The organism is Barnesiella propionica (genome assembly GCF_025567045.1).
Classification (GTDB): domain Bacteria; phylum Bacteroidota; class Bacteroidia; order Bacteroidales; family Barnesiellaceae; genus Barnesiella_B; species Barnesiella_B propionica.
Genome location: NZ_JAOQJK010000001.1, coordinates 1 through 19,049, shown reverse-complemented (window position 1 = coordinate 19,049; position 19,049 = coordinate 1). Strand labels below are relative to the sequence as shown.

General features: G+C 37.8%; 35 protein-coding genes. 25 read left to right on the top strand and 10 right to left on the bottom strand.

Translation table 11 applies throughout. The features are described from left to right. The first annotated feature begins 15 nt into the window (after positions 1-15). The 22 genes from OCV73_RS00175 to OCV73_RS00070 all read left to right on the top strand — a co-directional run bounded on the left by OCV73_RS00175 (position 16) and on the right by OCV73_RS00070 (position 10,500). Entirely contained in the window at positions 16-426 is a 411-nt protein-coding gene (locus OCV73_RS00175) for a PcfK-like family protein (RefSeq protein WP_147548285.1), read from the top strand. Next, positions 423-1,757 carry a PcfJ domain-containing protein gene (locus OCV73_RS00170; RefSeq protein WP_147548284.1) on the top strand — a complete coding sequence of 445 codons (1,335 nt, stop codon included), beginning with the start codon at positions 423-425 and terminating at the stop codon, positions 1,755-1,757. The genes OCV73_RS00175 and OCV73_RS00170 overlap by 4 nt, the downstream gene beginning before the upstream one ends. A 110-nt stretch (positions 1,758-1,867) precedes the next feature. Continuing rightward, complete coding sequence (locus tag OCV73_RS00165) at positions 1,868-2,176, top strand: hypothetical protein (protein ID WP_147548283.1); 309 nt, start codon at positions 1,868-1,870, stop codon at positions 2,174-2,176. Positions 2,177-2,321: 145 nt separating this feature from the next. After that, on the top strand, positions 2,322-2,516 hold the full coding sequence (locus OCV73_RS00160) for a hypothetical protein (RefSeq protein WP_262512825.1): 195 nt from the start codon (positions 2,322-2,324) through the stop codon (positions 2,514-2,516). 231 nt (positions 2,517-2,747) lie between these two features. Next, positions 2,748-3,233 carry a class I SAM-dependent methyltransferase gene (locus OCV73_RS00155; RefSeq protein ID WP_147548682.1) on the top strand — a complete coding sequence of 162 codons (486 nt, stop codon included), beginning with the start codon at positions 2,748-2,750 and terminating at the stop codon, positions 3,231-3,233. Between the two features lie 10 nt (positions 3,234-3,243). Beyond that, on the top strand, positions 3,244-3,501 hold the full coding sequence (locus OCV73_RS00150; RefSeq protein WP_147548281.1) for a hypothetical protein: 258 nt from the start codon (positions 3,244-3,246) through the stop codon (positions 3,499-3,501). 47 nt (positions 3,502-3,548) lie between these two features. Next, a complete protein-coding gene (locus tag OCV73_RS00145; protein ID WP_147548280.1) occupies positions 3,549-3,773 on the top strand; it encodes a hypothetical protein in 225 nt (74 codons plus the stop codon). Between the two features lie 17 nt (positions 3,774-3,790). Continuing rightward, a complete protein-coding gene (locus tag OCV73_RS00140) occupies positions 3,791-4,615 on the top strand; it encodes a radical SAM family protein (protein ID WP_147548279.1) in 825 nt (274 codons plus the stop codon). 24 nt (positions 4,616-4,639) lie between these two features. After that, positions 4,640-5,233 (top strand): nucleoside triphosphate pyrophosphohydrolase family protein, encoded by a 594-nt coding sequence (locus tag OCV73_RS00135; protein ID WP_147548278.1) that lies wholly within the window; start codon positions 4,640-4,642, stop codon positions 5,231-5,233. Between the two features lie 19 nt (positions 5,234-5,252). Beyond that, positions 5,253-5,474: a hypothetical protein gene (locus OCV73_RS00130; protein ID WP_147548277.1), complete on the top strand. Its 222-nt coding sequence runs from the start codon at positions 5,253-5,255 to the stop codon at positions 5,472-5,474. An 11-nt stretch (positions 5,475-5,485) separates the two neighbouring features. After that, a complete protein-coding gene (locus OCV73_RS00125; protein ID WP_147548276.1) occupies positions 5,486-5,677 on the top strand; it encodes a hypothetical protein in 192 nt (63 codons plus the stop codon). Between the two features lie 11 nt (positions 5,678-5,688). Beyond that, a complete protein-coding gene (locus OCV73_RS00120) occupies positions 5,689-6,219 on the top strand; it encodes a hypothetical protein (RefSeq protein ID WP_147548275.1) in 531 nt (176 codons plus the stop codon). Positions 6,220-6,379: 160 nt separating this feature from the next. Continuing rightward, positions 6,380-6,769: a class I SAM-dependent methyltransferase gene (locus OCV73_RS00115; protein WP_262512824.1), complete on the top strand. Its 390-nt coding sequence runs from the start codon at positions 6,380-6,382 to the stop codon at positions 6,767-6,769. Between the two features lie 68 nt (positions 6,770-6,837). Further along, complete coding sequence (locus tag OCV73_RS00110; RefSeq protein ID WP_147548274.1) at positions 6,838-7,389, top strand: hypothetical protein; 552 nt, start codon at positions 6,838-6,840, stop codon at positions 7,387-7,389. 117 nt (positions 7,390-7,506) lie between these two features. Then, positions 7,507-7,773 (top strand): hypothetical protein, encoded by a 267-nt coding sequence (locus tag OCV73_RS00105; RefSeq protein ID WP_147548273.1) that lies wholly within the window; start codon positions 7,507-7,509, stop codon positions 7,771-7,773. 34 nt (positions 7,774-7,807) lie between these two features. Further along, positions 7,808-8,056 (top strand): hypothetical protein, encoded by a 249-nt coding sequence (locus OCV73_RS00100; protein ID WP_147548272.1) that lies wholly within the window; start codon positions 7,808-7,810, stop codon positions 8,054-8,056. A gap of 24 nt (positions 8,057-8,080) precedes the next feature. After that, the gene (locus OCV73_RS00095) at positions 8,081-8,368 is read left to right on the top strand and encodes a hypothetical protein (protein ID WP_147548271.1); all 288 of its coding nucleotides are present in this window, start codon (positions 8,081-8,083) and stop codon (positions 8,366-8,368) included. 16 nt (positions 8,369-8,384) lie between these two features. Beyond that, positions 8,385-8,606, top strand: coding sequence for a hypothetical protein (locus OCV73_RS00090; RefSeq protein ID WP_262512823.1), 222 nt, complete (start codon positions 8,385-8,387; stop codon positions 8,604-8,606). A gap of 16 nt (positions 8,607-8,622) precedes the next feature. Continuing rightward, positions 8,623-8,907 (top strand): hypothetical protein, encoded by a 285-nt coding sequence (locus tag OCV73_RS00085; protein ID WP_147548270.1) that lies wholly within the window; start codon positions 8,623-8,625, stop codon positions 8,905-8,907. 15 nt (positions 8,908-8,922) lie between these two features. Further along, positions 8,923-9,303, top strand: coding sequence for a HEAT repeat domain-containing protein (locus OCV73_RS00080; RefSeq protein WP_147548269.1), 381 nt, complete (start codon positions 8,923-8,925; stop codon positions 9,301-9,303). Positions 9,304-9,780: 477 nt separating this feature from the next. Next, on the top strand, positions 9,781-10,254 hold the full coding sequence (locus OCV73_RS00075; protein ID WP_147548268.1) for a hypothetical protein: 474 nt from the start codon (positions 9,781-9,783) through the stop codon (positions 10,252-10,254). 18 nt (positions 10,255-10,272) lie between these two features. After that, positions 10,273-10,500, top strand: coding sequence for a hypothetical protein (locus OCV73_RS00070; protein ID WP_262512822.1), 228 nt, complete (start codon positions 10,273-10,275; stop codon positions 10,498-10,500). Here OCV73_RS00070 and OCV73_RS00065 read toward each other — a convergent pair. Beyond that, complete coding sequence (locus OCV73_RS00065) at positions 10,497-10,763, bottom strand: hypothetical protein (RefSeq protein WP_147548267.1); 267 nt, start codon at positions 10,761-10,763, stop codon at positions 10,497-10,499. The genes OCV73_RS00070 and OCV73_RS00065 overlap by 4 nt on opposite strands. A 437-nt stretch (positions 10,764-11,200) precedes the next feature. Here OCV73_RS00065 and OCV73_RS00060 point away from each other — a divergent pair, with 437 nt between their 5' ends. Genes OCV73_RS00060 through OCV73_RS00050 form a run of 3 tightly spaced genes read left to right on the top strand, consistent with a single transcriptional unit; the run spans position 11,201 to position 14,536 of the window. After that, complete coding sequence (locus OCV73_RS00060) at positions 11,201-11,491, top strand: hypothetical protein (protein ID WP_262512821.1); 291 nt, start codon at positions 11,201-11,203, stop codon at positions 11,489-11,491. After that, positions 11,472-11,861, top strand: a complete 390-nt coding sequence (locus tag OCV73_RS00055; RefSeq protein WP_147548265.1) for a hypothetical protein — start codon at positions 11,472-11,474, stop codon at positions 11,859-11,861. Before OCV73_RS00060 ends, OCV73_RS00055 begins: the two co-directional genes overlap by 20 nt. Beyond that, positions 11,858-14,536, top strand: a complete 2,679-nt coding sequence (locus tag OCV73_RS00050; RefSeq protein ID WP_147548264.1) for a hypothetical protein — start codon at positions 11,858-11,860, stop codon at positions 14,534-14,536. Before OCV73_RS00055 ends, OCV73_RS00050 begins: the two co-directional genes overlap by 4 nt. A gap of 83 nt (positions 14,537-14,619) precedes the next feature. On the opposite strand, the gene OCV73_RS00045 is transcribed toward OCV73_RS00050, so the two are convergent. From OCV73_RS00045 to OCV73_RS00005, 9 genes are all read right to left on the bottom strand, one after another. Next, a complete protein-coding gene (locus tag OCV73_RS00045; RefSeq protein WP_262512820.1) occupies positions 14,620-15,153 on the bottom strand; it encodes a hypothetical protein in 534 nt (177 codons plus the stop codon). Between the two features lie 4 nt (positions 15,154-15,157). Then, on the bottom strand, positions 15,158-15,649 hold the full coding sequence (locus OCV73_RS00040; protein ID WP_147548263.1) for a hypothetical protein: 492 nt from the start codon (positions 15,647-15,649) through the stop codon (positions 15,158-15,160). 22 nt (positions 15,650-15,671) lie between these two features. Continuing rightward, the gene (locus OCV73_RS00035; protein WP_147548674.1) at positions 15,672-16,136 is read right to left on the bottom strand and encodes a hypothetical protein; all 465 of its coding nucleotides are present in this window, start codon (positions 16,134-16,136) and stop codon (positions 15,672-15,674) included. 113 nt (positions 16,137-16,249) lie between these two features. Further along, a complete protein-coding gene (locus OCV73_RS00030) occupies positions 16,250-16,669 on the bottom strand; it encodes a hypothetical protein (protein WP_147548262.1) in 420 nt (139 codons plus the stop codon). Continuing rightward, positions 16,666-17,058, bottom strand: a complete 393-nt coding sequence (locus tag OCV73_RS00025; RefSeq protein ID WP_147548261.1) for a D-Ala-D-Ala carboxypeptidase family metallohydrolase — start codon at positions 17,056-17,058, stop codon at positions 16,666-16,668. The genes OCV73_RS00030 and OCV73_RS00025 overlap by 4 nt, the downstream gene beginning before the upstream one ends. Then, entirely contained in the window at positions 17,055-17,519 is a 465-nt protein-coding gene (locus OCV73_RS00020; protein ID WP_147548260.1) for a hypothetical protein, read from the bottom strand. The genes OCV73_RS00025 and OCV73_RS00020 overlap by 4 nt, the downstream gene beginning before the upstream one ends. Next, positions 17,497-17,745 (bottom strand): hypothetical protein, encoded by a 249-nt coding sequence (locus OCV73_RS00015; protein WP_147548259.1) that lies wholly within the window; start codon positions 17,743-17,745, stop codon positions 17,497-17,499. Before OCV73_RS00015 ends, OCV73_RS00020 begins: the two co-directional genes overlap by 23 nt. Then, positions 17,729-17,929: a hypothetical protein gene (locus OCV73_RS00010; protein ID WP_147548258.1), complete on the bottom strand. Its 201-nt coding sequence runs from the start codon at positions 17,927-17,929 to the stop codon at positions 17,729-17,731. Before OCV73_RS00010 ends, OCV73_RS00015 begins: the two co-directional genes overlap by 17 nt. 14 nt (positions 17,930-17,943) lie before the next feature. Beyond that, positions 17,944-19,049 (bottom strand): hypothetical protein (locus OCV73_RS00005; protein WP_167551173.1); only part of this gene is annotated, 1,106 nt, incomplete at its 5' end.

Here is a 19,049-nt window from a genome sequence, read left to right as displayed (position 1 = left end):
AAATAAAACAAAGATATGAAAGGAACAGAACATTTCAAAGTAGTTATCAAGAATTATCTTGATAAGAGGGCTAAAGAAGATCCTATGTTTACTGTTACGTATGCCAACCCCCTAAAAAACATTGATGACTGTATCACCTATATTCTGAATACGGTCAGATCCACCGGTAAAAATGGCTTTACCGATGATGAGGTGTATTCTATGGCCGTGCATTACTACGATGAAGATGATATCAAAGTAGGGAAAGCTATAAACTGCAATGTAGTTGTTAACCATTCTGTAGATCGGCTTAAACAAGATAAGAATGAAACTAAACAGTCAAAAGTACAAATGTTTCAAGACACTCGGAAAATGGAAAATCAACGCCGGAAGAATAAAAAAGAAAAAAACAATAACCAACAATTAAATTTATTCGACCTGTTATGATACCGAAAACAAAAATACAAATAGAAGTAGCCCGGTTGAGTAAAAAACTCACGGACATATCCGATAAACAAACAAAATGGGCTTACGATCACTGCATAGAACATATAGGCCGGATATCGAAGAAAGGAATCACTTGCTTGGACTGCGGTCACATATGGGATGAAAAACCGATACTCCTTGCAAAACTGGAGAGCTGTAAATGTCCGAATTGCGGTCATAAGTTGAAAGTAGAAGAAACAAAAAAACGTGTATTTAAAGATTCAGCCTATTTTGGAATAACAACAACACACAAAGGATATCAACTTTTTCGGTTATTTTTTGTCTCCGCAAAATTCTTTACCAATAAATCACCCGAATATAGCTGCCATGAAGTAGTTCAGCACTGGGTTTCCCGGAATGGGAAAAAAGTAACCCTTTCGGTACCCCGGGGGGGGAATCTGTGTTACCTGGATATTTGGCGATGGTGGGAAAGAATGGAAGTAAGAAAATATTGCCATGAAGTATATAATATTTTGCCTTATAAAATTTATCCGGCCGTGAAATACCTACCCGAAATTAAACGAAACGGATTTAAAGGAAAATACCATGGATTCCATCCGGCCGATTTTTTTAGTCTGATATTAGGGAATAATATAGCAGAAACCCTTTTGAAGACAGGGAATATCGAGTGGTTTAAAAATTTTGCGCATAACCAACGTCAAATTACAAGATGCTGGTCGGCCATAAAAATTGCATTCCGGCACAAATACGAAATAAAAGATAGGTTGCTATGGCTCGACTACATCGATTTACTCCTCTATTTTCATAAAGACATTCGCAATCCAAAAGTAATCTTTTCTGACGACCTTCATAATGCGCATAACAAACTTGTCGCTAAAAAAAGGGAAATCCAGCGAAAAATAGATATGGAAAAGAAAAAAAAACAAGCTATTCAGGAAGAAGAAGCATATAAGAAAAATAAAGGAAAGTATTTTGGAATAGCCTTTTCCGATGATCTTATAAACGTTCGGGTTTTGACGTCCGTACAGGAATTCGTAGAAGAAGGAGACAACATGCACCATTGCGTATATACAAATAACTATTACAAGAAAAATGACTCCCTGATACTTTCTGCAACCATCGGAGGTAAAAGAATAGAAACAATAGAGATATCACTAAATTCTTTTACCATTATTCAGTCTCGCGGGCCATTAAACCGTAATACAGAGTACCACGACAGAATTATAGAACTCGTCAAAAAAAACATGCCTTTAATTCGAAAAAAATCAACCTTAAAAAACAGTAACCATGAAAGAAGTAAGCAAAGAACAGTATCTCACGTTCATCTATAATTTTCCCGGAGAAACGGTACACCGTGGAAAGACAGTATACCATGGCGAAACTTTAGTAGCCTATATAAACAGTAACCACTATTACATAAATGCAAATTAAATAATATCATATGAAACTAAAAGAATTTTCAACAGTAGGCAGAAAAGCCTTAAACGGCATAGCCACAATATCTTTCAATAAAAAAGGATTTATCGGTATAAATGCGGCAGCAGCAGAATCAATAGGAATTAAAAGCGGAGAAAGAATAGTCTTTTTCCAGGATGAAGATAATCCCGAAGATTGGTATTTCGACGTAAGTCCGGATAAAGGAGCCTTATTACGAAACCATACAACAGGAAAAGGATTCGCATGCAATTTCTCTGTTGTCGCTACAGAGGTATTAAAAAGTACAAAGAATAAAGATTTTGCCAGATTCTAGATTTCCACTAAAAAAGACAATGGAGTTTATGCCATTATTACTCGGAATAACATATATACAAAAAACAGTAAATAACCACCAAACTACAAAGATTATGACAAAAGGGGACACATGCGTTTTCGAAAATATAAAATCACAATATAAAATGGATTTCCTTGAGATAGGGATGAATGTTCTGGTCAACAAAAATGCGGCCAGAGTAACAGGTGTTTCGGGTAGTGGACTGAAAGCGACATTGATTAACAGTAAAAAAAGCATCAGTTTCCATCCCACATGGGAAACCGCATACTACGATAGCAACTGGAATATTATAGCCGATTACAGGAAAAATAAACGCTAAACGTATGAAATTTCTTTCGGAAAAAATTATTATCCGCATCTGCGCTTCGACATTCTGTATCATCGTAATAGGAATAATCCTATTACTAATAAAATGGATACGGATAATTTTCGAATGGAGTTTTTAATCGATGTAGCAACGAATAGTGTCTTTGACTGCTGGAAACCGGACTTTGAAGATGAATGCCCCTTTTAACAGCAAATTATGAAAGTAATTCAGAACAATTTAATAATGAGCAAATCAAAAATAATATTGGATACCTGTTGTGGTTCAAGGATGATGTGGTTTAATAAACAAAATCCTTTGGCCGTATACATGGATATCCGTAAAGAAGAATTCACAGCCTGCGATGGTAGACATATTAAAGTGGATCCGGACCTGATTGCAGACTTCCGTAATATACCATATCCGGATAATTCTTTCAAACTCGTAGTAATGGATCCACCACATTTTAAAGATGTAGGCGAAAATAGCTATACCGCTCAGAAGTATGGAAAACTGTTCCCGTCGTGGGAAACTGATTTAAAAGCAGGATTCGACGAGAGCATGCGGGTTTTAGAACCTTATGGAATTTTTATTTTTAAATGGAATGAGCTTCAGATTCCGGTAAGCCGTATAATTGAAATATTTGGCGTTGAACCATTATTTGGGCATAAATCAGGAAAGTACTCTCAAACGCATTGGCTATGTTTTATGAAATTACCAATTAACGTATAACTTTTCAGAAATGAGTAAGATAACAATATCAGAAAACGCGAAGCGATTTATTACAGAGCACACAGACGTAGCAAGTAGTTACTACGAGTATATAGATGTTATACCGCAAAAAACTGCCTTAGAAGCAGCCGAAATGGTAAAGAGGGAAACAAAAGAGAAATGCCAAATAGCCTTTCGTAACTTCATGCTTAGAGCTACTCTTGCAAATCTTTCAGGTGAATCACTTGATTTTGAAAAAGAGTTTGCAGACACTATGAGCCGAATTTAGAAATGGCACTGTAAATGTTTTTTTATTTGATTAATAACAATAAAGAAATGAGTAAGATACAGAGAGCCGCACAGTATTACGTGCAGCAAGAACTAAAAGGTATGATAAACCATAATATTGATTCAGGCGATATGGAACGAGCTTTTATAGCTGGCGTAGAGTGGGCACAAAAGAATAAAGCAAAGTCTAAAGCTGTGTGCCTTAGAGACAAAGACAAGATATGTAATCTATGTCATGAGTGCGATGTTAATGTATTGAATCCAAATTATTAACAAATAACAATAAAGAAATGGGAAAAAAACAATTTAACGGAAAAGCAATATACAACCCATCTGGTAGAGCCGGTGAATATAGCTATTGGGCATGTAACTTTTTCACAGGATGCTCCAACAAATGCGATTATTGTTATTGTAAGCGAGGCGTTATGTCTCACATATGGAGCGATATAGCCAAGTTAAAGAAATGTTTCAAGAATGAAGATGATGCGCTACGCATATTTGAAAAAGAATTGTTGGAAAACCTTGCCAAGCTTCAGGAGCATGGTTTATTCTTCACATTTACCAGCGATCCTTTTCTCCCTGAAACATTCGACCTTACACGCAAGGCGATATCCATCTGCATCGATAATTTCATTCCGGTAAAAGTATTGACCAAACGTGCCGACTTTCTGGATAAGTTGAACGGAAAGTGGACGGCCGTTCATTGGTCATTGTCAACCATGATGAAAGCATACATCGCTTTCGGCTTTACTCTGACTGGTCACGATGAACTTGAACCGGGCGCATCCACCAATGACGAGCGGATAGCAACAATGAGACAATTACATGAAGCCGGTTTCAAAACATGGGCAAGTATCGAACCAATTGTAGACTTTGAAAGCAGTTTGTCTATGATTCATAAAACCATTAGATTTTGTGATTTATACAAGGTTGGCTTGATGAGTGGAAGAAAGTATGATTGGCGAGAGTTGAGAGGGTTTATACTTGCTTGTACTCCTTTGGGAAGTAAATTCTACTTTAAAGATTCATTTATGAACCAAGCAACATTGGAAAGAGATAATCTTCCTGCAAATTGTGTAGGTAGAGGTTATAATATATTTGATAAAAATGAATAAACTCTTAAAGATAAAACAGATAGCATGAATAAAATCAATTTAAACAAATTAAGAGACAAATCCTATAAAACGGCTTACGATCATGGGTTTCACGATAAGGACTTGAGTAACGAGCACTATTTATGCCTTGTTATAAGCGAGCTTATGGAGGCCGTAGAAGCAGACAGAAAATCAAAAAAGAGCAATAGACTAAAGTTTGAAAAGGAATTTTCAAAATACCCGGCATTAGTAGAAGAATCCAAGCGTTTTAAATGTGCTTTTGAGAAGTTTATCAAGGATACAGTAGAAGATGAACTTGCCGATGCAGTCATTCGTCTATTTGACTTAGCAGGGGCTCGAAATATCTCCTTTGGAATTGCAGTTAAGGATATAGTAGATGATTGCATTGATGATATGGCAGAGTCATGCAAAGATGAAACATTCACAGAGTCCATTTATGCCATATCTACACTTCCTGTGAGATATAGCGGTTTATATGATTTCCCTACTGTCATTAACGATATGGTACTGTCTATCTTCGGACTTGCAAAACATATTGGTATTAACCTGTTTTGGCACATCGATCAAAAAATGAAGTATAACGAACTCCGAGAAAAAAGGCATGGGAAAAAGTATTAACTAATAACAACATAAAAAAATGGATAAATTGAAATCTGATATTGAAATTATTGATTGGCTCAATAGTTTAGAATGGATTGAGGAAGTAAGAGTATCTCCTGTTGAAATCGTGGGGAAAATAGACTTGAAAACCACCTCAATAGATAAACACGATTTTAATCTAATAAATGCCTATATGGATAATAGGTACTACATACTATTTGATAGTAAATTGATTTGTATTGAAAGGTTTAACGCATAATTAAAATAGAAATGAATAAGAATATAGTAGTAAAGAAAGAAATTAAAGAAAAATATCAAGGTCAGTGGGGAGTATTTACACATGAGATGTACAAAGCTACTGATGAAGATTACGTTAACTCATTTTTAAGTGCATTTGATGAGTACAAAGATGCATTTGTATTTGCAAGTGAATGTGATTCGAGGGCTATACATATTATTTAAATAATAAAGAAATGAAAGCAGCAACTATGGGAACAAAATTAGGATACCCACAACACCTGCAATTCTTGACTTACTTGGATTGCAAAAAGAGAACAAAAAAGCAAGTGGACTTACCAAATGACGACAATCGCACGAGCGATGATGAAAAACTTGTTCGCTTCCTGCTTGAAAACAGTAGCATAATAGAGCGTGAGGGAGAACGCTCTTTTCACCGTGTTAGCGAGGCTATTGAAATAATGTGCAAACAACTATGTCCCGGACAATGGTGTACTCGCTCTCATTGCCAACATTATTGCTCGCACAGGGCTTACAACTGCGGCAAAACCCGCCCCAAAGTGTGCAAGGAGTACGCTAAGTATATTGCCGGAGTTGAAGAGCGAAAAAACAGGCGTTTTCTGATACTTTCAACTGCAACAAATGAATACGTGGGGTGTTGCGGGGCTGAATACAGATCTGGATGGCAACAAAAGCTTGTTCGCTGCTATGGAAACTGCGAGGGTTGTGAGGAATTGAGTAATAAACAGCTAAAACAAACAAAATAATGGAAACAATTATAATTACAGCAACATGGGTATATTATTCAGTCGAAAATGGGAAATGCCAAACTCGAACACATTTGATATAAAGTGCATCCGAAAATTGATATGGAAATACTTATCCCCTGATATGTTTAGCATTGACCCATTCGCAAATAAATGCAAATTGGCTAAAATAACCAATGACCTGAACCCCAAATATGATACAGACTATCATTTGGATGCGGCAGATTTTATGAAACGGTTTGCAGACAATTCCATTGACTTAGTTTTCTACGACCCTCCATATTCATTGCGACAAGTAAGCGAGTGCTACAAGAACGTAGGTTTAGATGTAACGTCCGAAACCACTCAAAGTAGTTGGAGAACTAAACACATAAATGAAATAGCAAGAATTGTTAAACCAAATGGTATAGTAATGTGCTTTGGTTGGAATAGTTCAGGTATTGGGAAAAAAAGAGGGTTTGAACTTATAGAAATATTGTTGGTTGCGCACGGTGGAAGCCATAACGATACTATTTGCACAGTAGAACGAAAGTTACCAACTCTTTTTTAAGAATTACAAAATAACTAAATATCAAGCTGTTAAGAATGGCGGCGTAAACACTTGTAAAATAAACGGTTATGAAAACGTATGTTATTACACTATCCCGAAAGTTTCCGAAAGGACACAGAAAAGAGGGGGAAAAGACCTTTTTCAAAGAAAAATTCAGGTTCGGGCAACAATGTCAGTTCTGTCCCCCGAAATACCGGAACACGAACTATCCAGAATGTGATGAATGTTTGAAACACAACGCGCCGATAAAGCTGCACACAATCCGGGCAAACTATGACCTTTGGAAGAAACGGTTTGAACAGGTTGAACGTGGCGAGGCTTGCATTTCTGTTCGTGAGTGGACGGACAAACCGTACCATAGTCCACAGGTTGAAATTGCTCGGATAACACGGGAGCACGGTATCGGATTGCAAAAACTGACGTTCCGGCGAGTGGAACAGATAACCGCCCGAACATTAGCGACAGGCGTTCCTGCTTTACTCGGTTACGCCCCTTGTTTTGACGCTCGTGAACTGGCTTCCAATGACGGGCTTGACTTCGAGGATTGGCGTTCTTGGTTTGTCTCTTATGACCACACCAAACCTATGGCGATTATTCACTTCACAAAATTCAGGTACTAACAATGGATGAATTAACTAAAATTCCAAGTGAGTTTATTGAGCCATATTTCATACGATTTCTTTCAATTCAAAGAAAAGAGAGCCTGAATATTTTTATTAATTCAAATCAGAACAGTAATGAGCAAAAGGAAAGAATTGCTAATAGAGGTTTTGGATAAGGACAAAGAATCTTATCTATCAGGAGAACTTCGTCCTATACTTAGATATAGAAGAAACAATTATGATAGCGTAAAGGGGTATTCATGGATTGATTTTTATTTGAATGATAGCCCTGTTCCGCTTTTTTGTACAAAAACTTGGCAAGCTGATTGGCAAGCATTTTCAGAAAGAATACTTGATGAAATGCAGAAAGTAGCGATAGAATGGAAGAAATTAAATAGTTAATAACTAACGCGTAACTAAGAAGAAAGGAGTATTTATGAAATCAAAAGAAGCAAGGGATTACGTAACGGCAATGGAGGTAGAATATAATGCCAGAAACAAGATGATTAATTCTACTGTGGCTCATCAGGCAGTTCAAATGGCAGAGATGGATTTGACGAAAAAAGCTATTGAAGCGTATAAAAACGCTTGTCGCTTTGGCTCGTCCGGCTGTTGCCAGATTAAAAAAGATGCTGGTAAGTGTGACTGTGACGAGTTGAAAGATTTTATTAATCAATTAGCGTAAAACAAAACGGTAGAAAGGAACATTATGGAAGGTACTAATTTCAAAGACGGGGATATACTTGTAAGTGATTCCCAAAATATAATTTCCATCTTGAAAGGAGACTATAATAACGGTGAATTTAGGGATTATGCATGTATAGATTCGGAAGTCATCAATGTTAATCCTTTCGGGGTGTGGGAGGGAATAACAGATTGGCGACTGGCAACTGTTAAGGAAAAAGAGAAGCTATATAAAACAGTTGATAGTCTCAGACAAAAGGCAGAACGTGATTTGGAAGCTATTTCCGAATTGCAAAAATTAATCCAATTCTAAATGACTAATAAAGGGTATGAAAATAAATAAGATAATAATTGAAGTAACTCCCAAAGGTTGGGAAAGTACTGTGACCATTAATGGCAAAGAGTTTAAAGAGAGACATATTGCTACTTCAACAGGGGCAAAAAGTGTAGAAGGTGATTTTGAAAACGAGGATAATATACCCGACGAAGTGTATGACGTTTTAAACACATCTTTTCCTTTTGAATGCATGGAAGCGTTACAGAAAATTTAATCAAAACAGAATAGAAATGAAAGCAACAAAAATTTATTATCAAAAATGTTTCAACCTCGGAAACTATCAGAACGAGGTCGTAGGAATAGAGTTAGAAATCGAAGAAGGAGAAAAAGCCCTTGAAGCTCTTGAAAAAGCAAAAACTTTTGTAGAAAGTCGTGACTTTGCAAAGGCTGTTATCGAAGAATATGACAAATATTATCAAATTGCAAATGATCCAGACAACTATACCGGAAGAGAAGTTAAGCACGCAAATGAATATCTTTCCAAATACGCAAAAGCAGAGGAATTACCTTTTTAATCAATAAATACAGTCATGAAAAATAATAATATAGTGGTCTCCGAAAACCCCAATACCCCGGTGGAGATATTGACAGAGTTGGCTAAAGATAGTGATTGGAGGATCAGAAGTTTTGTTGCCTGGAATCCAAATACCTTGGTGGAAATATTATCAGAATTGGCTAAAGATAGTGATTGGGCGGTAAGAAGTTTTGTCGCTGGAAATCCAAATACCTCGGTAGAAATATTATCAGAATTGGCAAAAGATAGTGATTGGGCGGTAAGAAGTTTTGTCGCTGGAAATCCAAATACCTTGGTGGAAATATTGACAGAGTTGGAAAAAGATAGTAATCGGGCGGTAAGAAGATATGCTTCCAGTACTCTAATACTTAAAAAACAAAATAAGGATGATAATTAAAAAGAATCCAATTCAACCGGAACTAATCCGGATAATCAATTCAAAGAAAAGAAAACTTGAAGTTTATATGCTTACCGTTACGGAAAATAAGGTGTATTGCCTATACCGTTAAGGCAAGAAATTTATATAGTGATAAAATGATACCTGAAAAGTTTGGAAATATTACACTAATTAATGCTGATTGCATGTCATGATTTGGAATTCAGCCTTACAGCAATAGAAAAACATACAGGATATTATGAAAGGGCAAAGAGGCGTTTACAATGGCATCAAAAACAATTAATGTTTAAATTTTAATAACGCTATGGGCACAGGAAATACAAATACGCTAATAATGGCATCATTAGAAGATCTGCAGAAATTAATCGATGGATAAAGAACTTAATTCTTTGATAGAAGAAGGAGGTATTCATATAACCGGAGTAACAATAAATAAACAACGGATATTGAGAATAAAATAGTATAAAAATAGAGAAAATGAAAACATTGCAAATTGACGAAAGCAAAGCAAAAATTATTTATAATACGGCTTCTCCCGAATTGAAAATCATGTTGGAAGATACTTTTGGAAAAGAATTCTTTTCCCAGAAAGTAACAGACCGTATTAAAACCTATGAAGATGCGTGTGAAGAATTAGGTATTGATCCTATTAATGAAAGTTTTTCATTTATTAATGGATTTACAAAAGATGAAATTGCCTACAGGAAAATTAAAACTATCACAGAGGCTTTGAATGAGGGCTGGAAACCCAACTGGAATGATGAGAATCAAAAGAAGTGGATGCTCTGGTTCTACCCAAATTCTTCTTCGGGCTTCGTGTTCTACAGTGTGGGTTACGGCTATTTGGATGCGTCTACGGGTAGCGGGTTGCGCCTTTGTTTTAAAAGTGCTGAATTAGCGGAATATGCGGGTAAGCAGTTCCTGGAAATTTACAAAGAATTTATTCTATAATCCATAAAATTTACAGTGATGAAAATAATAATTGAAAATACAAATAAAATAGTAGAATTAAATGGTGTCCCAGCACGGATATGGGAAGGTCTGACCGATAGTGGTATAAAAGTACATTGTTTTATAACCAGAATAGCCGTTGACAAAAATGAGCTAAGAATATCTGAATTTGAAAAAGAATTGCAAGAAACTCGTAACCTATCACCAGAATTAGAGAAATATTATCCAAGTAAATTAATACTCTAAATAAACCACCCAATTATGGTAGCAATAAGAGTAAGCAAAGCGATAATTATTCCGAGAATAACAAATTTAAATGATCGTTTAGCCGATATTCGGCTTTCCTCTCTGTATTTACGTAGTTCAATGATTTCCTGCTCTTTCTGTTTGATAAGGTCGAATTGCTTTTGCATTATTTTACGAGAATTTCTTTCATCCACATATTTAGGAAAAAAAGCTCCAGGACCTTTATAAGACTCCAGTTTATCAGGATCATTAAGATTTTCCATGTTCATTAAAATTAAGTCACAAATATACAAGAAAATAGAAAACAATGTCAAAAGAAACTGTAATAGAAAGTATCATTGCCCATGTTTTTGGGCATCGATACTATGCCAACGTTATTAATATGCGTGGCACAGACCGTTATGAAGTATGTTCATTCATATTTGCATCTCGAGAAACAGCCTATGCACATCGTCGGGAATTAGAAACAACTCGTTCATTTCTCTACATAGAGACAATATCTTTCCGTTCCCGAAAAGATTATCCCTGTCGCTAAATTAACTGATAAAATGTGATGTCGAATGTCATTTACTAACTTCGTATTATGATTAAAAAAATTACTGATTGGCTATATAAGTCATTACCTTTACTTTATGTCATTGCCGATTCTGGCGACAATTCTATTACATTCTCTCGTTTTCTGTTTAGAAAAATGGGTGTGATGGAATTTGAAATTGCTCGTGTCTTTATGTTTTATGTTCCATCATCGGGCAATTATGCGTTTACAATAAATCCCAAAATAGACGTAGAGACGCATTTGTCCGATATTCAATATAACTCTAAATACCGGTGTATCGGATTTGAAAGTCTTTGTCCCACTGTAAATCGTATTTTCTTTGATTATTCCATTCCTGCAAATTCTCGGTGTAAACTATCTGTGAAAGTATGCCGCACTTGCGATATGGAGTATTTCGAACTTGTTAGACCGCACCATGGAAAAACTGCTTGGTAATACAACACGTCGGCCCGACATTACTTTTTATAAAAATGGGCGCATAGATATTACGGCTCGCGTAGCGCGTTTGCTGGGTATTTCTCGTGGCGATGTAATTGATATTTGTACCGATGGATACGAATATTATTTATATGTGCGCCTGCATGCTTCAGGTAATAATCTCGGAAGGCATGAGGCACAATGCATCCCTACTAACCGTTCCCCGAAATGCAGGAACTTCCGTACATACAGCAGTCGTCTTTGTAAAATAATACTTGAAAGATGCAACGCAAAAGAACGTATAGCTTTTCCCATAGGGGAGCTTGTAAACCATTACGAGGTCGGAAAGGCCGTAACAATTATCACAAATAATAATATCTTGTTATGATAAAAGAAATAAAGTACAACGGATTTACGGCTATGCCATCCGACTATCAATGTCTCGATGGTGATCTGGCAGGTGTTATCGGACTTATTCCCGAAGAAGAATCCCTTAAACCCGTTTTTCCACCCAAGCTAATATTTTCGTTGCCCTACGGCAAAGGTGTGGTATTCATTCACCACACCTCTAACTATAATCACTATATAGTAAAGGACGATAATACCAATAATCTTTCGTGGACTTTAGGAAATGATACATTTACACATTTGCGTAGTTTTTCCGATACCGAGATTTATCAGGTCAATGCCATTGGCAATACGCTTATAGCCCTTGCTTCCGATGGTACACATTATTTCCTTTGGAAAGGCGGTGCCACCGGTTATCTGTATCTCGGTACCGAAATTCCCGAATGTCCTATTGCTTTTGGGTTGCAAGGAGAGATGAAAAGTACCGATGAGTTCAGTATTTCTTTCGATAGCATAAATGAGGGTGATATATGGAATGAATTTTCTGATGCCAATAAATCAAAAATTACAAGTCAGGTATTAGCCAAGGTAAATAAGTTTATTTCCGATCACTCCACCAGCAAAGGGAAATTTATCTATCCCTTCCTTTTACGCTACGCATATCGTTTGTACGACGGGACACTTACCAAACATTCAGCTCCGGTTCTGATGGTTTGTTCCTCCGACCTCGCTCCGCAAGTCTTTTATAAACACATCACAGGTAAAGGTTCATATACCAGTGCCACATTGCAAGTGGCCGGAGTCTTTCATGCACTTGATTATGCCGTTATAGGTGAGGCATATATTACACGGTTGCAAAATTGGAAAGATATTGTGAGATCCGTCGATATATTTGTTTCAAAGCCCGTCTATACCTATGACCAGAACGGAGAGTGTACGAAATTTGTTAATCTCGATATATCCGACAGCTATTGCATCTGTAAGCATGTTAATCAGACTGCAAGTACTTCCCTTTATCCGTTGCGTTATCAGAAGAATAGCTTTGCCAAGCTCTATGAGTTCACTTATTCCCCATCGGAGCTAACCCATCCGGCCGGACGTTTGATGATACCTCAGCGCAGTAAAGACGATGTAAAAGAAGATATAAAAAGCTGTGCCCAATTCTATTTTCTGGAAAGTATCAAAGTAGAACAGCTCACTACCGTCCGTACACTCATTCAGGTAGAAGAAGATTATTTGCAATCGTTAGTTACTCGCGAAGTAATGAGTGACGACTATGACAGCCACGATAAACTCATACCCCGTTACTCATTCGTTTATAATCAGCGATTGAACATCACCAACATCAAAAAACAGTTGTTCGATGGTTTTAATGGATCCGCATTGTTCACTTTCTCCGATGGCTATGTCGATAAATATAGTCCTCCTGGTTATACCGATGATTATACCGAACGTGTGAGTGTATTTGTGTATATAAAACAAGACGGCAAAGACATTGTAGTGAGAGGAGATACCGGGCTTATAGGGTTTTATGCACCCTTGCTATACTTCTTTTACCCCAATATAAATGCGTATAAGGCTGTTATATCCGTCGGTAATATGATACCGATTTACTATGAAGTCCCCCTCGAACAACATAACTTTCTCAACGGAGCTTTTTATTTTGACGGTTGGGATTATTTGACTAAGGCAACAGGCGATATTCCGGCTGTCTCTCCTCTTTCCGATACAACGATCGATATACCCAATAAAATTTATACTTCCGAAATAAACAATCCGTTTTCCTATCCGGTTACTGGAGTTAACACAGTGGGTACAGGTACTATTTTAGGCATTTGTGCTGCTGTAAAAGCCTTGTCTCAAGGGCAGTTCGGTCAGTTTCCCCTCTACGCTTTTACCACCGAAGGTGTTTGGGCTATGGAAGTATCTTCCACAGGTACATATTCCGCGAAACAGCCCGTAACTCGTGATGTCTGTATTAATCCCGACAGTATTACCCAGATTGATAGTGCTGTCCTCTTTGCAACCCGCCGCGGCATTATGATTATCTCCGGTTCAAATAGCCTGTGTCTTTCCGATACCATTGATGCAGAAGAATACTTTTCGCTTGCTTCATTACCTCAAAGTTCCGAAATTATAGATATGGCAGGATTTACAGTTGAAGAATTTAATTATCTTCCGTTTCGTGAGTTCCTCTCCGCATGCCGAATGCTCTACGACTATACCCATCAGCGCATAATAGTTTATAATACCTCTTGCGTTTATGCCTATATCTATTCGCTGGAAAGTAAAAAATGGGGTATGATGCCGAGTAACATTGCCTATGGCGTTAATTCCTACCCGGAAGCTTTTGCCATGACCGGCAGCGGATCATTAGTCGATTTCTCTGATACCGATATTACGCTCACAAGCGTTAGAGGATTGCTCGTTACTCGGCCGTTCAAACTCGATGCACCAGACATTCTCAAAACAGTCGATACGATTATTCAGCGTGGCAGGTTCCGTAAAGGACACGTACAGACTATACTTTACGGCTCTCGGGACCTTTTCAATTGGCAATTGATATGGTCTTCCGCCGACCACTATTTGCGTGGCTTCCGTGGAAGTGCTTATAAGTATTTTTGCATAGTTTTGCTTTGTAATCTTAATAAGGGAGAAAGTATTTTCAGTTGTACCGTACAGTATACGCAGCGGTTACTGAACCAACCCAGATAAACACAATAAAACGGCTAAACCAAATTAACAGGTTTAGCCGTTTCACTTCTTTAATACAAATAAATTTACCTTGAAAATATAATTTAGAATGGGGTTTGAGTTCGTCTTATCCTTCCGCATCTGGTGTTAATACAGGTATATATTTTTTCCTCTATGTCGTCTAACTTTTCTTGCCAATTCCTTTTGCTTGTAGGTTTCGTAATACTCATCCAATCCGAAAGAACTCTGTAAACCATATATTCATGGATGAGCCGTTCAAGCAAGGTTATAGTCGTTTTTGACATTTCGCCCGGTACAACCATCCTTATTTCGTATTCTTGCATTTCTGTGAGAGTATTATCCCTTCCCTCTTTAATATCCACAGGCTGCTTTGTGTAAGGATAAAGCATATTCACACACTCTGCATGAGCCAGGTCGAGCACACGGGTAACTCGGTCTATATTTCCATCTTGGCCTACGTCTGTCACTTGGTGACGTTCATGCTCTGCATTCGTTTGCATTACATCACCCTCAACATATGAATAGTTCTCTATATCGTAGAGCAGTTCCTCCCGTTTAAAAAGCAATGTTACCAGTGTTTTTCCTCCGGACATTTTATATGTATAATGACATTCCATATCCTTAAATATTTGGTTTTGTCGGGCGTACCCGTTTGTTTATAGCCTCCCTGATTATCACAAGCTGCGCTGCCGCCATTGTCATATAATCGGTAGCATCACTTTTGTTGGTAATGATAAACCAGTCACCTACGGCACTATCCACAATAAACTGGTGCATAGCCGATGCTATAGTTTTTCTGGTTGCCGGATTATAGTTATGAGGCATTTCAAGGGTAAGAGTCAATTCTCCCTCTGTTATTATTTGTTCATCCGAAGCAGTATCTCCGCTGTCAAATATATACTCGCACAATTTTGTTTTCAAAATGGCAAAAGCATTACCGATACTCCGTATAATTTGATTAGAATTTTCGTCATCGTCATCAGCTTGCATATTCGCTATTTCCTTGTAGTTATTGCCGTTATAGCGACTTCTGGCGGTGAGATAAGTTTTATTCTGTACATCGTAAATCAATTCCGACAAATAGAGAGTAATGCTGATAGTCTTTTTGGCCATATTATTTATATTATTTTATGGACTACTTTTTCGTTGGAGCGATTCGCTTTGGTTTTTTCTTCCAGTAAATTTTACGCATTACATCTGTCATTAACTTTGTAGCATAGTTGGTATAATATTCTGTTTCTCCTTTATTGGTGAATTGATACCATTTTGCTACTATTGTGACAACGAAGAAACTGAATAAAGAAGATTCAGTCGTAGCATTTAAATTCTCGTCAAACGATGATGACAATTTAAGTTTTACTATGTAGTCGCTTTCAGTATATTTACTCACATGCATAATAAATGGTTTGAAATTGTCAGTGGCGATATGACAAGCCTCAATCCAAAATCTTTCGAGCATTTGTTGATCCTCATCCGTTGTAAATATACGGTTGTATGCTGTCTCATCTTCATTTTGCATTTTCGCTCCGGTATAGCTTGTTGTTTTAGCTACCTCATCATATACGCTGGCCCGGTTTACAATAAGAGTTATTTCCTTCATAATGAACAAAATTATATACGTTGTTTATGTTCCCTCTTTTATTTGTTAACTATCCATCCACGATACAAGCTGATTTTCCTGAGATTATTTCACATCAAGTTAGGCTCTGCCGTTCACCATATCCTGAAAACTTTACCGATAAAAATCATTAAACATACCCCCCCAATTCCCAGCGTCCACCAGCACCATCCAGGAACACGCTCCCGGTAAACTGTATCCCCTTTCACCGGGTAACCTACCGAATCATGCACAAAAAAATAGTAAACCTTCCCCGGTACTGTCACCGGTGAATCCTTAATATTAAGCGAATGTGACAATTTACCATTTATTACTCCGGCCCAGCTCTCTGCATACGGGTTGGCCAGATAGCTCACCGTATCTTCTGTCACTACGCTATCCCGATAGGGAACCAACTGCGTCTCCACCAACGTATCTGTTTCTTTTGCAATCTGTGTGCGTATTGCTGGAATATAAACCGTCCGAGTACAGGACACGGCAAACCAGACAATAACAAGATATAACAGTCCCTTCATAATTTCAAGAATTGTCTACGGTTATTACCGGCCCGGTAACTCACATGAATCCACGTTAAATTACTTTCATCTATCAACTGGTCAAACTCCATATCACTTAATAAAGCCAGCAATTTGCGGTTCTCTTCCACAGTGCCACCCGTAATATCCGCCGCTTCACCTCTCAAATGCTGGCTCGTCGGTTTACCTCCTACAGCCTTATTTAGTATCGGGCATCGATAACCACTGTTCACCCTGATCGGCTTCCCATATCTTTCGCGCAAAGGGTCAAGAACCTTTTCCACCAAAGTAGACAATCTTACTTTTACATCGCCCGGAGCCGTATTATCTATTCCCTTTTTTCGCGCCGTATCACTTGCGCAAAGTTCCTGTATCGTAAAATATTTCATCTATTTTCCTCCCTCCTGACAAAATTTTCCAAAAAAGGCACTTTCTTAAGCATTTCAAAACTAACGACATAATATAAAAAAGCAATGGCCCGGCTTGACGGCAATATTTCCTTCACATTTCGCAATACATTAACAGAATAAAAATAAAGAACCGCGTATACCACACCCGTAATACATTGTATTGCTCCGGCCGGATTCCCCATCCGTTCCCCAACCGTATAAATGCATACGACTATCATGTAAAAAACCATCGTTTCAACCAAGCAACGAAAAAATTTCTTTATCCGGAAACGCTCATCATTCGCATAAATATCAGCGATTAACCCGGCAACACAATTCACCAGAAAAACAAAAAAGATAACGAAAACAAAGTTACCTACAGGTGCAAAATAAGCAAGCAACATCGATATTGTAGATACTACCAAGTTCCGTAATGTGTTAAATACCTCTTCCATCATCACATAATAAATATTTAATTAAAACCCCTGTAACAATACCTATCCCGTCAAAAAACAAATCCAGAAGACTATCACCGTACCTTTCAGGATATGCAATATTCCCCGATTCACGTCCTGCCGCCAACCCGACAGCCACTTCCCAGCTTCCTAAAGACACGATAAAACAAACCGCCAGATGCAGCACCTTATCTGGCACATGACCTGTTACCCAGTTATACAACCGCCTCATAACTCACGATTATTTCGGTTTCTGTCTCTTCATAAACTTCTTTTCCTTCTGAAACCTCCGTAACATCCGGGAAAACTACAAGCTTATAACCATGCTCAAGCAAGGTTTCTGCATTCGGATTAAATACGTTCCCTATGTGACCGGGAGAGGGAATTAAAACCCCGTTTTCCAATTTTGCATACATAATAAAACCTCTTTTTATAATACTTCTTTCACTGTGATATTTTTAATAGTAAATTCCAACGGTGTATCATTATCTTCAGGATATACCGACAAGCTGCTTATAGATGACTGAATAGCCGTTATCCGTGCCGTAACGCTATTCTTGTTCCCCGTTAATTGTATGGGAAAACTAATACCGGACAATACTATTATTCGGGTTAAAGTTTTGGCAATATCCGGCGATGTCCATTGCAGCGTAACATCATATTCTTTACCGGCTGTCGTCGGGATAGCAGTAAATGAATGTAATACATAGGTAGAACGCCCCTGAGAATCTTTTCCGGTTTGACTGATTGTAAATGTCCCGTCCTGGTTGTTTACAATCTCCGTAGCATCCCCGTTATTAACCGCCGCGCCGTTAAATGTCCTCACATATACGGGATTGTACGGATTCTCATACGCCAGTTTGGCATTATTCCTATAACCTAATTTTTCCAATTTCATACTTACCAATTTCACCTGAAAAGGTGCATTAGACGATACCAGATATAAATTTACACTACCCACCTGTGCCGTGCTTTCATTATTTAACTGGTCCCCGTATACCTGTTCAGATGACGTATACACGTAAAAAGGAGTAGTACGGTCGCTCCTTAAAAACCATACATTACATATATTTTTTTTGTTAGCCGTGTCCGTTGTCGGTTCAAACACTACGGTCAAACGATAATTTACCCCAAATTCAATTTCAATATTCTTTCCAAAATTTAGGCTAATAACCGGACGCGAACCGGGGCTTTCCGAAGCCGGTTGCACAATATCCACCAGCCAGGTTCCGTCCGGTTGTTTTTCTATCGTTCCGCTCCCTAACATATTTCCGCTAACATGGGGAATGGCATCAGAGAACAATACTTCTTTAGGTTCCATTTCCAAATTTATAAGATGTTGCGCCGGAATAACCTCTTTTACACCTCCGGTCTCGGCTACATTAGCCGTATCACGTACCATATTAGTCGTCATATTCTTTCCTAATACTTCCGACAACATACCTACTTGTTCAGCCTTAAAGTCGTATATGGTAAATTCGTCACCTTCCGCATAGGGATTTATGTAAATATAAAAATTCAACGGAGTGCCGTTAT

Bases quoted from the DNA above. Each gene is read 5' to 3' on its own strand.
- OCV73_RS00175 (WP_147548285.1), top strand. From the start codon at position 16: ATGAAAGGAACAGAACATTTCAAAGTAGTTATCAAGAATTATCTTGAT.
- OCV73_RS00170 (WP_147548284.1), top strand. From the start codon at position 423: ATGATACCGAAAACAAAAATACAAATAGAAGTAGCCCGGTTGAGTAAA.
- OCV73_RS00165 (WP_147548283.1), top strand. From the start codon at position 1,868: ATGAAACTAAAAGAATTTTCAACAGTAGGCAGAAAAGCCTTAAACGGC.
- OCV73_RS00160 (WP_262512825.1), top strand. From the start codon at position 2,322: ATGGATTTCCTTGAGATAGGGATGAATGTTCTGGTCAACAAAAATGCG.
- OCV73_RS00155 (WP_147548682.1), top strand. From the start codon at position 2,748: ATGAGCAAATCAAAAATAATATTGGATACCTGTTGTGGTTCAAGGATG.
- OCV73_RS00150 (WP_147548281.1), top strand. From the start codon at position 3,244: ATGAGTAAGATAACAATATCAGAAAACGCGAAGCGATTTATTACAGAG.
- OCV73_RS00145 (WP_147548280.1), top strand. From the start codon at position 3,549: ATGAGTAAGATACAGAGAGCCGCACAGTATTACGTGCAGCAAGAACTA.
- OCV73_RS00140 (WP_147548279.1), top strand. From the start codon at position 3,791: ATGGGAAAAAAACAATTTAACGGAAAAGCAATATACAACCCATCTGGT.
- OCV73_RS00135 (WP_147548278.1), top strand. From the start codon at position 4,640: ATGAATAAAATCAATTTAAACAAATTAAGAGACAAATCCTATAAAACG.
- OCV73_RS00130 (WP_147548277.1), top strand. From the start codon at position 5,253: ATGGATAAATTGAAATCTGATATTGAAATTATTGATTGGCTCAATAGT.
- OCV73_RS00125 (WP_147548276.1), top strand. From the start codon at position 5,486: ATGAATAAGAATATAGTAGTAAAGAAAGAAATTAAAGAAAAATATCAA.
- OCV73_RS00120 (WP_147548275.1), top strand. From the start codon at position 5,689: ATGAAAGCAGCAACTATGGGAACAAAATTAGGATACCCACAACACCTG.
- OCV73_RS00110 (WP_147548274.1), top strand. From the start codon at position 6,838: ATGAAAACGTATGTTATTACACTATCCCGAAAGTTTCCGAAAGGACAC.
- OCV73_RS00105 (WP_147548273.1), top strand. From the start codon at position 7,507: ATGAGCAAAAGGAAAGAATTGCTAATAGAGGTTTTGGATAAGGACAAA.
- OCV73_RS00100 (WP_147548272.1), top strand. From the start codon at position 7,808: ATGAAATCAAAAGAAGCAAGGGATTACGTAACGGCAATGGAGGTAGAA.
- OCV73_RS00095 (WP_147548271.1), top strand. From the start codon at position 8,081: ATGGAAGGTACTAATTTCAAAGACGGGGATATACTTGTAAGTGATTCC.
- OCV73_RS00090 (WP_262512823.1), top strand. From the start codon at position 8,385: ATGAAAATAAATAAGATAATAATTGAAGTAACTCCCAAAGGTTGGGAA.
- OCV73_RS00085 (WP_147548270.1), top strand. From the start codon at position 8,623: ATGAAAGCAACAAAAATTTATTATCAAAAATGTTTCAACCTCGGAAAC.
- OCV73_RS00080 (WP_147548269.1), top strand. From the start codon at position 8,923: ATGAAAAATAATAATATAGTGGTCTCCGAAAACCCCAATACCCCGGTG.
- OCV73_RS00075 (WP_147548268.1), top strand. From the start codon at position 9,781: ATGAAAACATTGCAAATTGACGAAAGCAAAGCAAAAATTATTTATAAT.
- OCV73_RS00070 (WP_262512822.1), top strand. From the start codon at position 10,273: ATGAAAATAATAATTGAAAATACAAATAAAATAGTAGAATTAAATGGT.
- OCV73_RS00065 (WP_147548267.1), bottom strand. From the start codon at position 10,763: ATGGAAAATCTTAATGATCCTGATAAACTGGAGTCTTATAAAGGTCCT.
- OCV73_RS00060 (WP_262512821.1), top strand. From the start codon at position 11,201: ATGGAATTTGAAATTGCTCGTGTCTTTATGTTTTATGTTCCATCATCG.
- OCV73_RS00055 (WP_147548265.1), top strand. From the start codon at position 11,472: ATGGAAAAACTGCTTGGTAATACAACACGTCGGCCCGACATTACTTTT.
- OCV73_RS00050 (WP_147548264.1), top strand. From the start codon at position 11,858: ATGATAAAAGAAATAAAGTACAACGGATTTACGGCTATGCCATCCGAC.
- OCV73_RS00045 (WP_262512820.1), bottom strand. From the start codon at position 15,153: ATGGAATGTCATTATACATATAAAATGTCCGGAGGAAAAACACTGGTA.
- OCV73_RS00040 (WP_147548263.1), bottom strand. From the start codon at position 15,649: ATGGCCAAAAAGACTATCAGCATTACTCTCTATTTGTCGGAATTGATT.
- OCV73_RS00035 (WP_147548674.1), bottom strand. From the start codon at position 16,136: ATGAAGGAAATAACTCTTATTGTAAACCGGGCCAGCGTATATGATGAG.
- OCV73_RS00030 (WP_147548262.1), bottom strand. From the start codon at position 16,669: ATGAAGGGACTGTTATATCTTGTTATTGTCTGGTTTGCCGTGTCCTGT.
- OCV73_RS00025 (WP_147548261.1), bottom strand. From the start codon at position 17,058: ATGAAATATTTTACGATACAGGAACTTTGCGCAAGTGATACGGCGCGA.
- OCV73_RS00015 (WP_147548259.1), bottom strand. From the start codon at position 17,745: ATGAGGCGGTTGTATAACTGGGTAACAGGTCATGTGCCAGATAAGGTG.
- OCV73_RS00010 (WP_147548258.1), bottom strand. From the start codon at position 17,929: ATGTATGCAAAATTGGAAAACGGGGTTTTAATTCCCTCTCCCGGTCAC.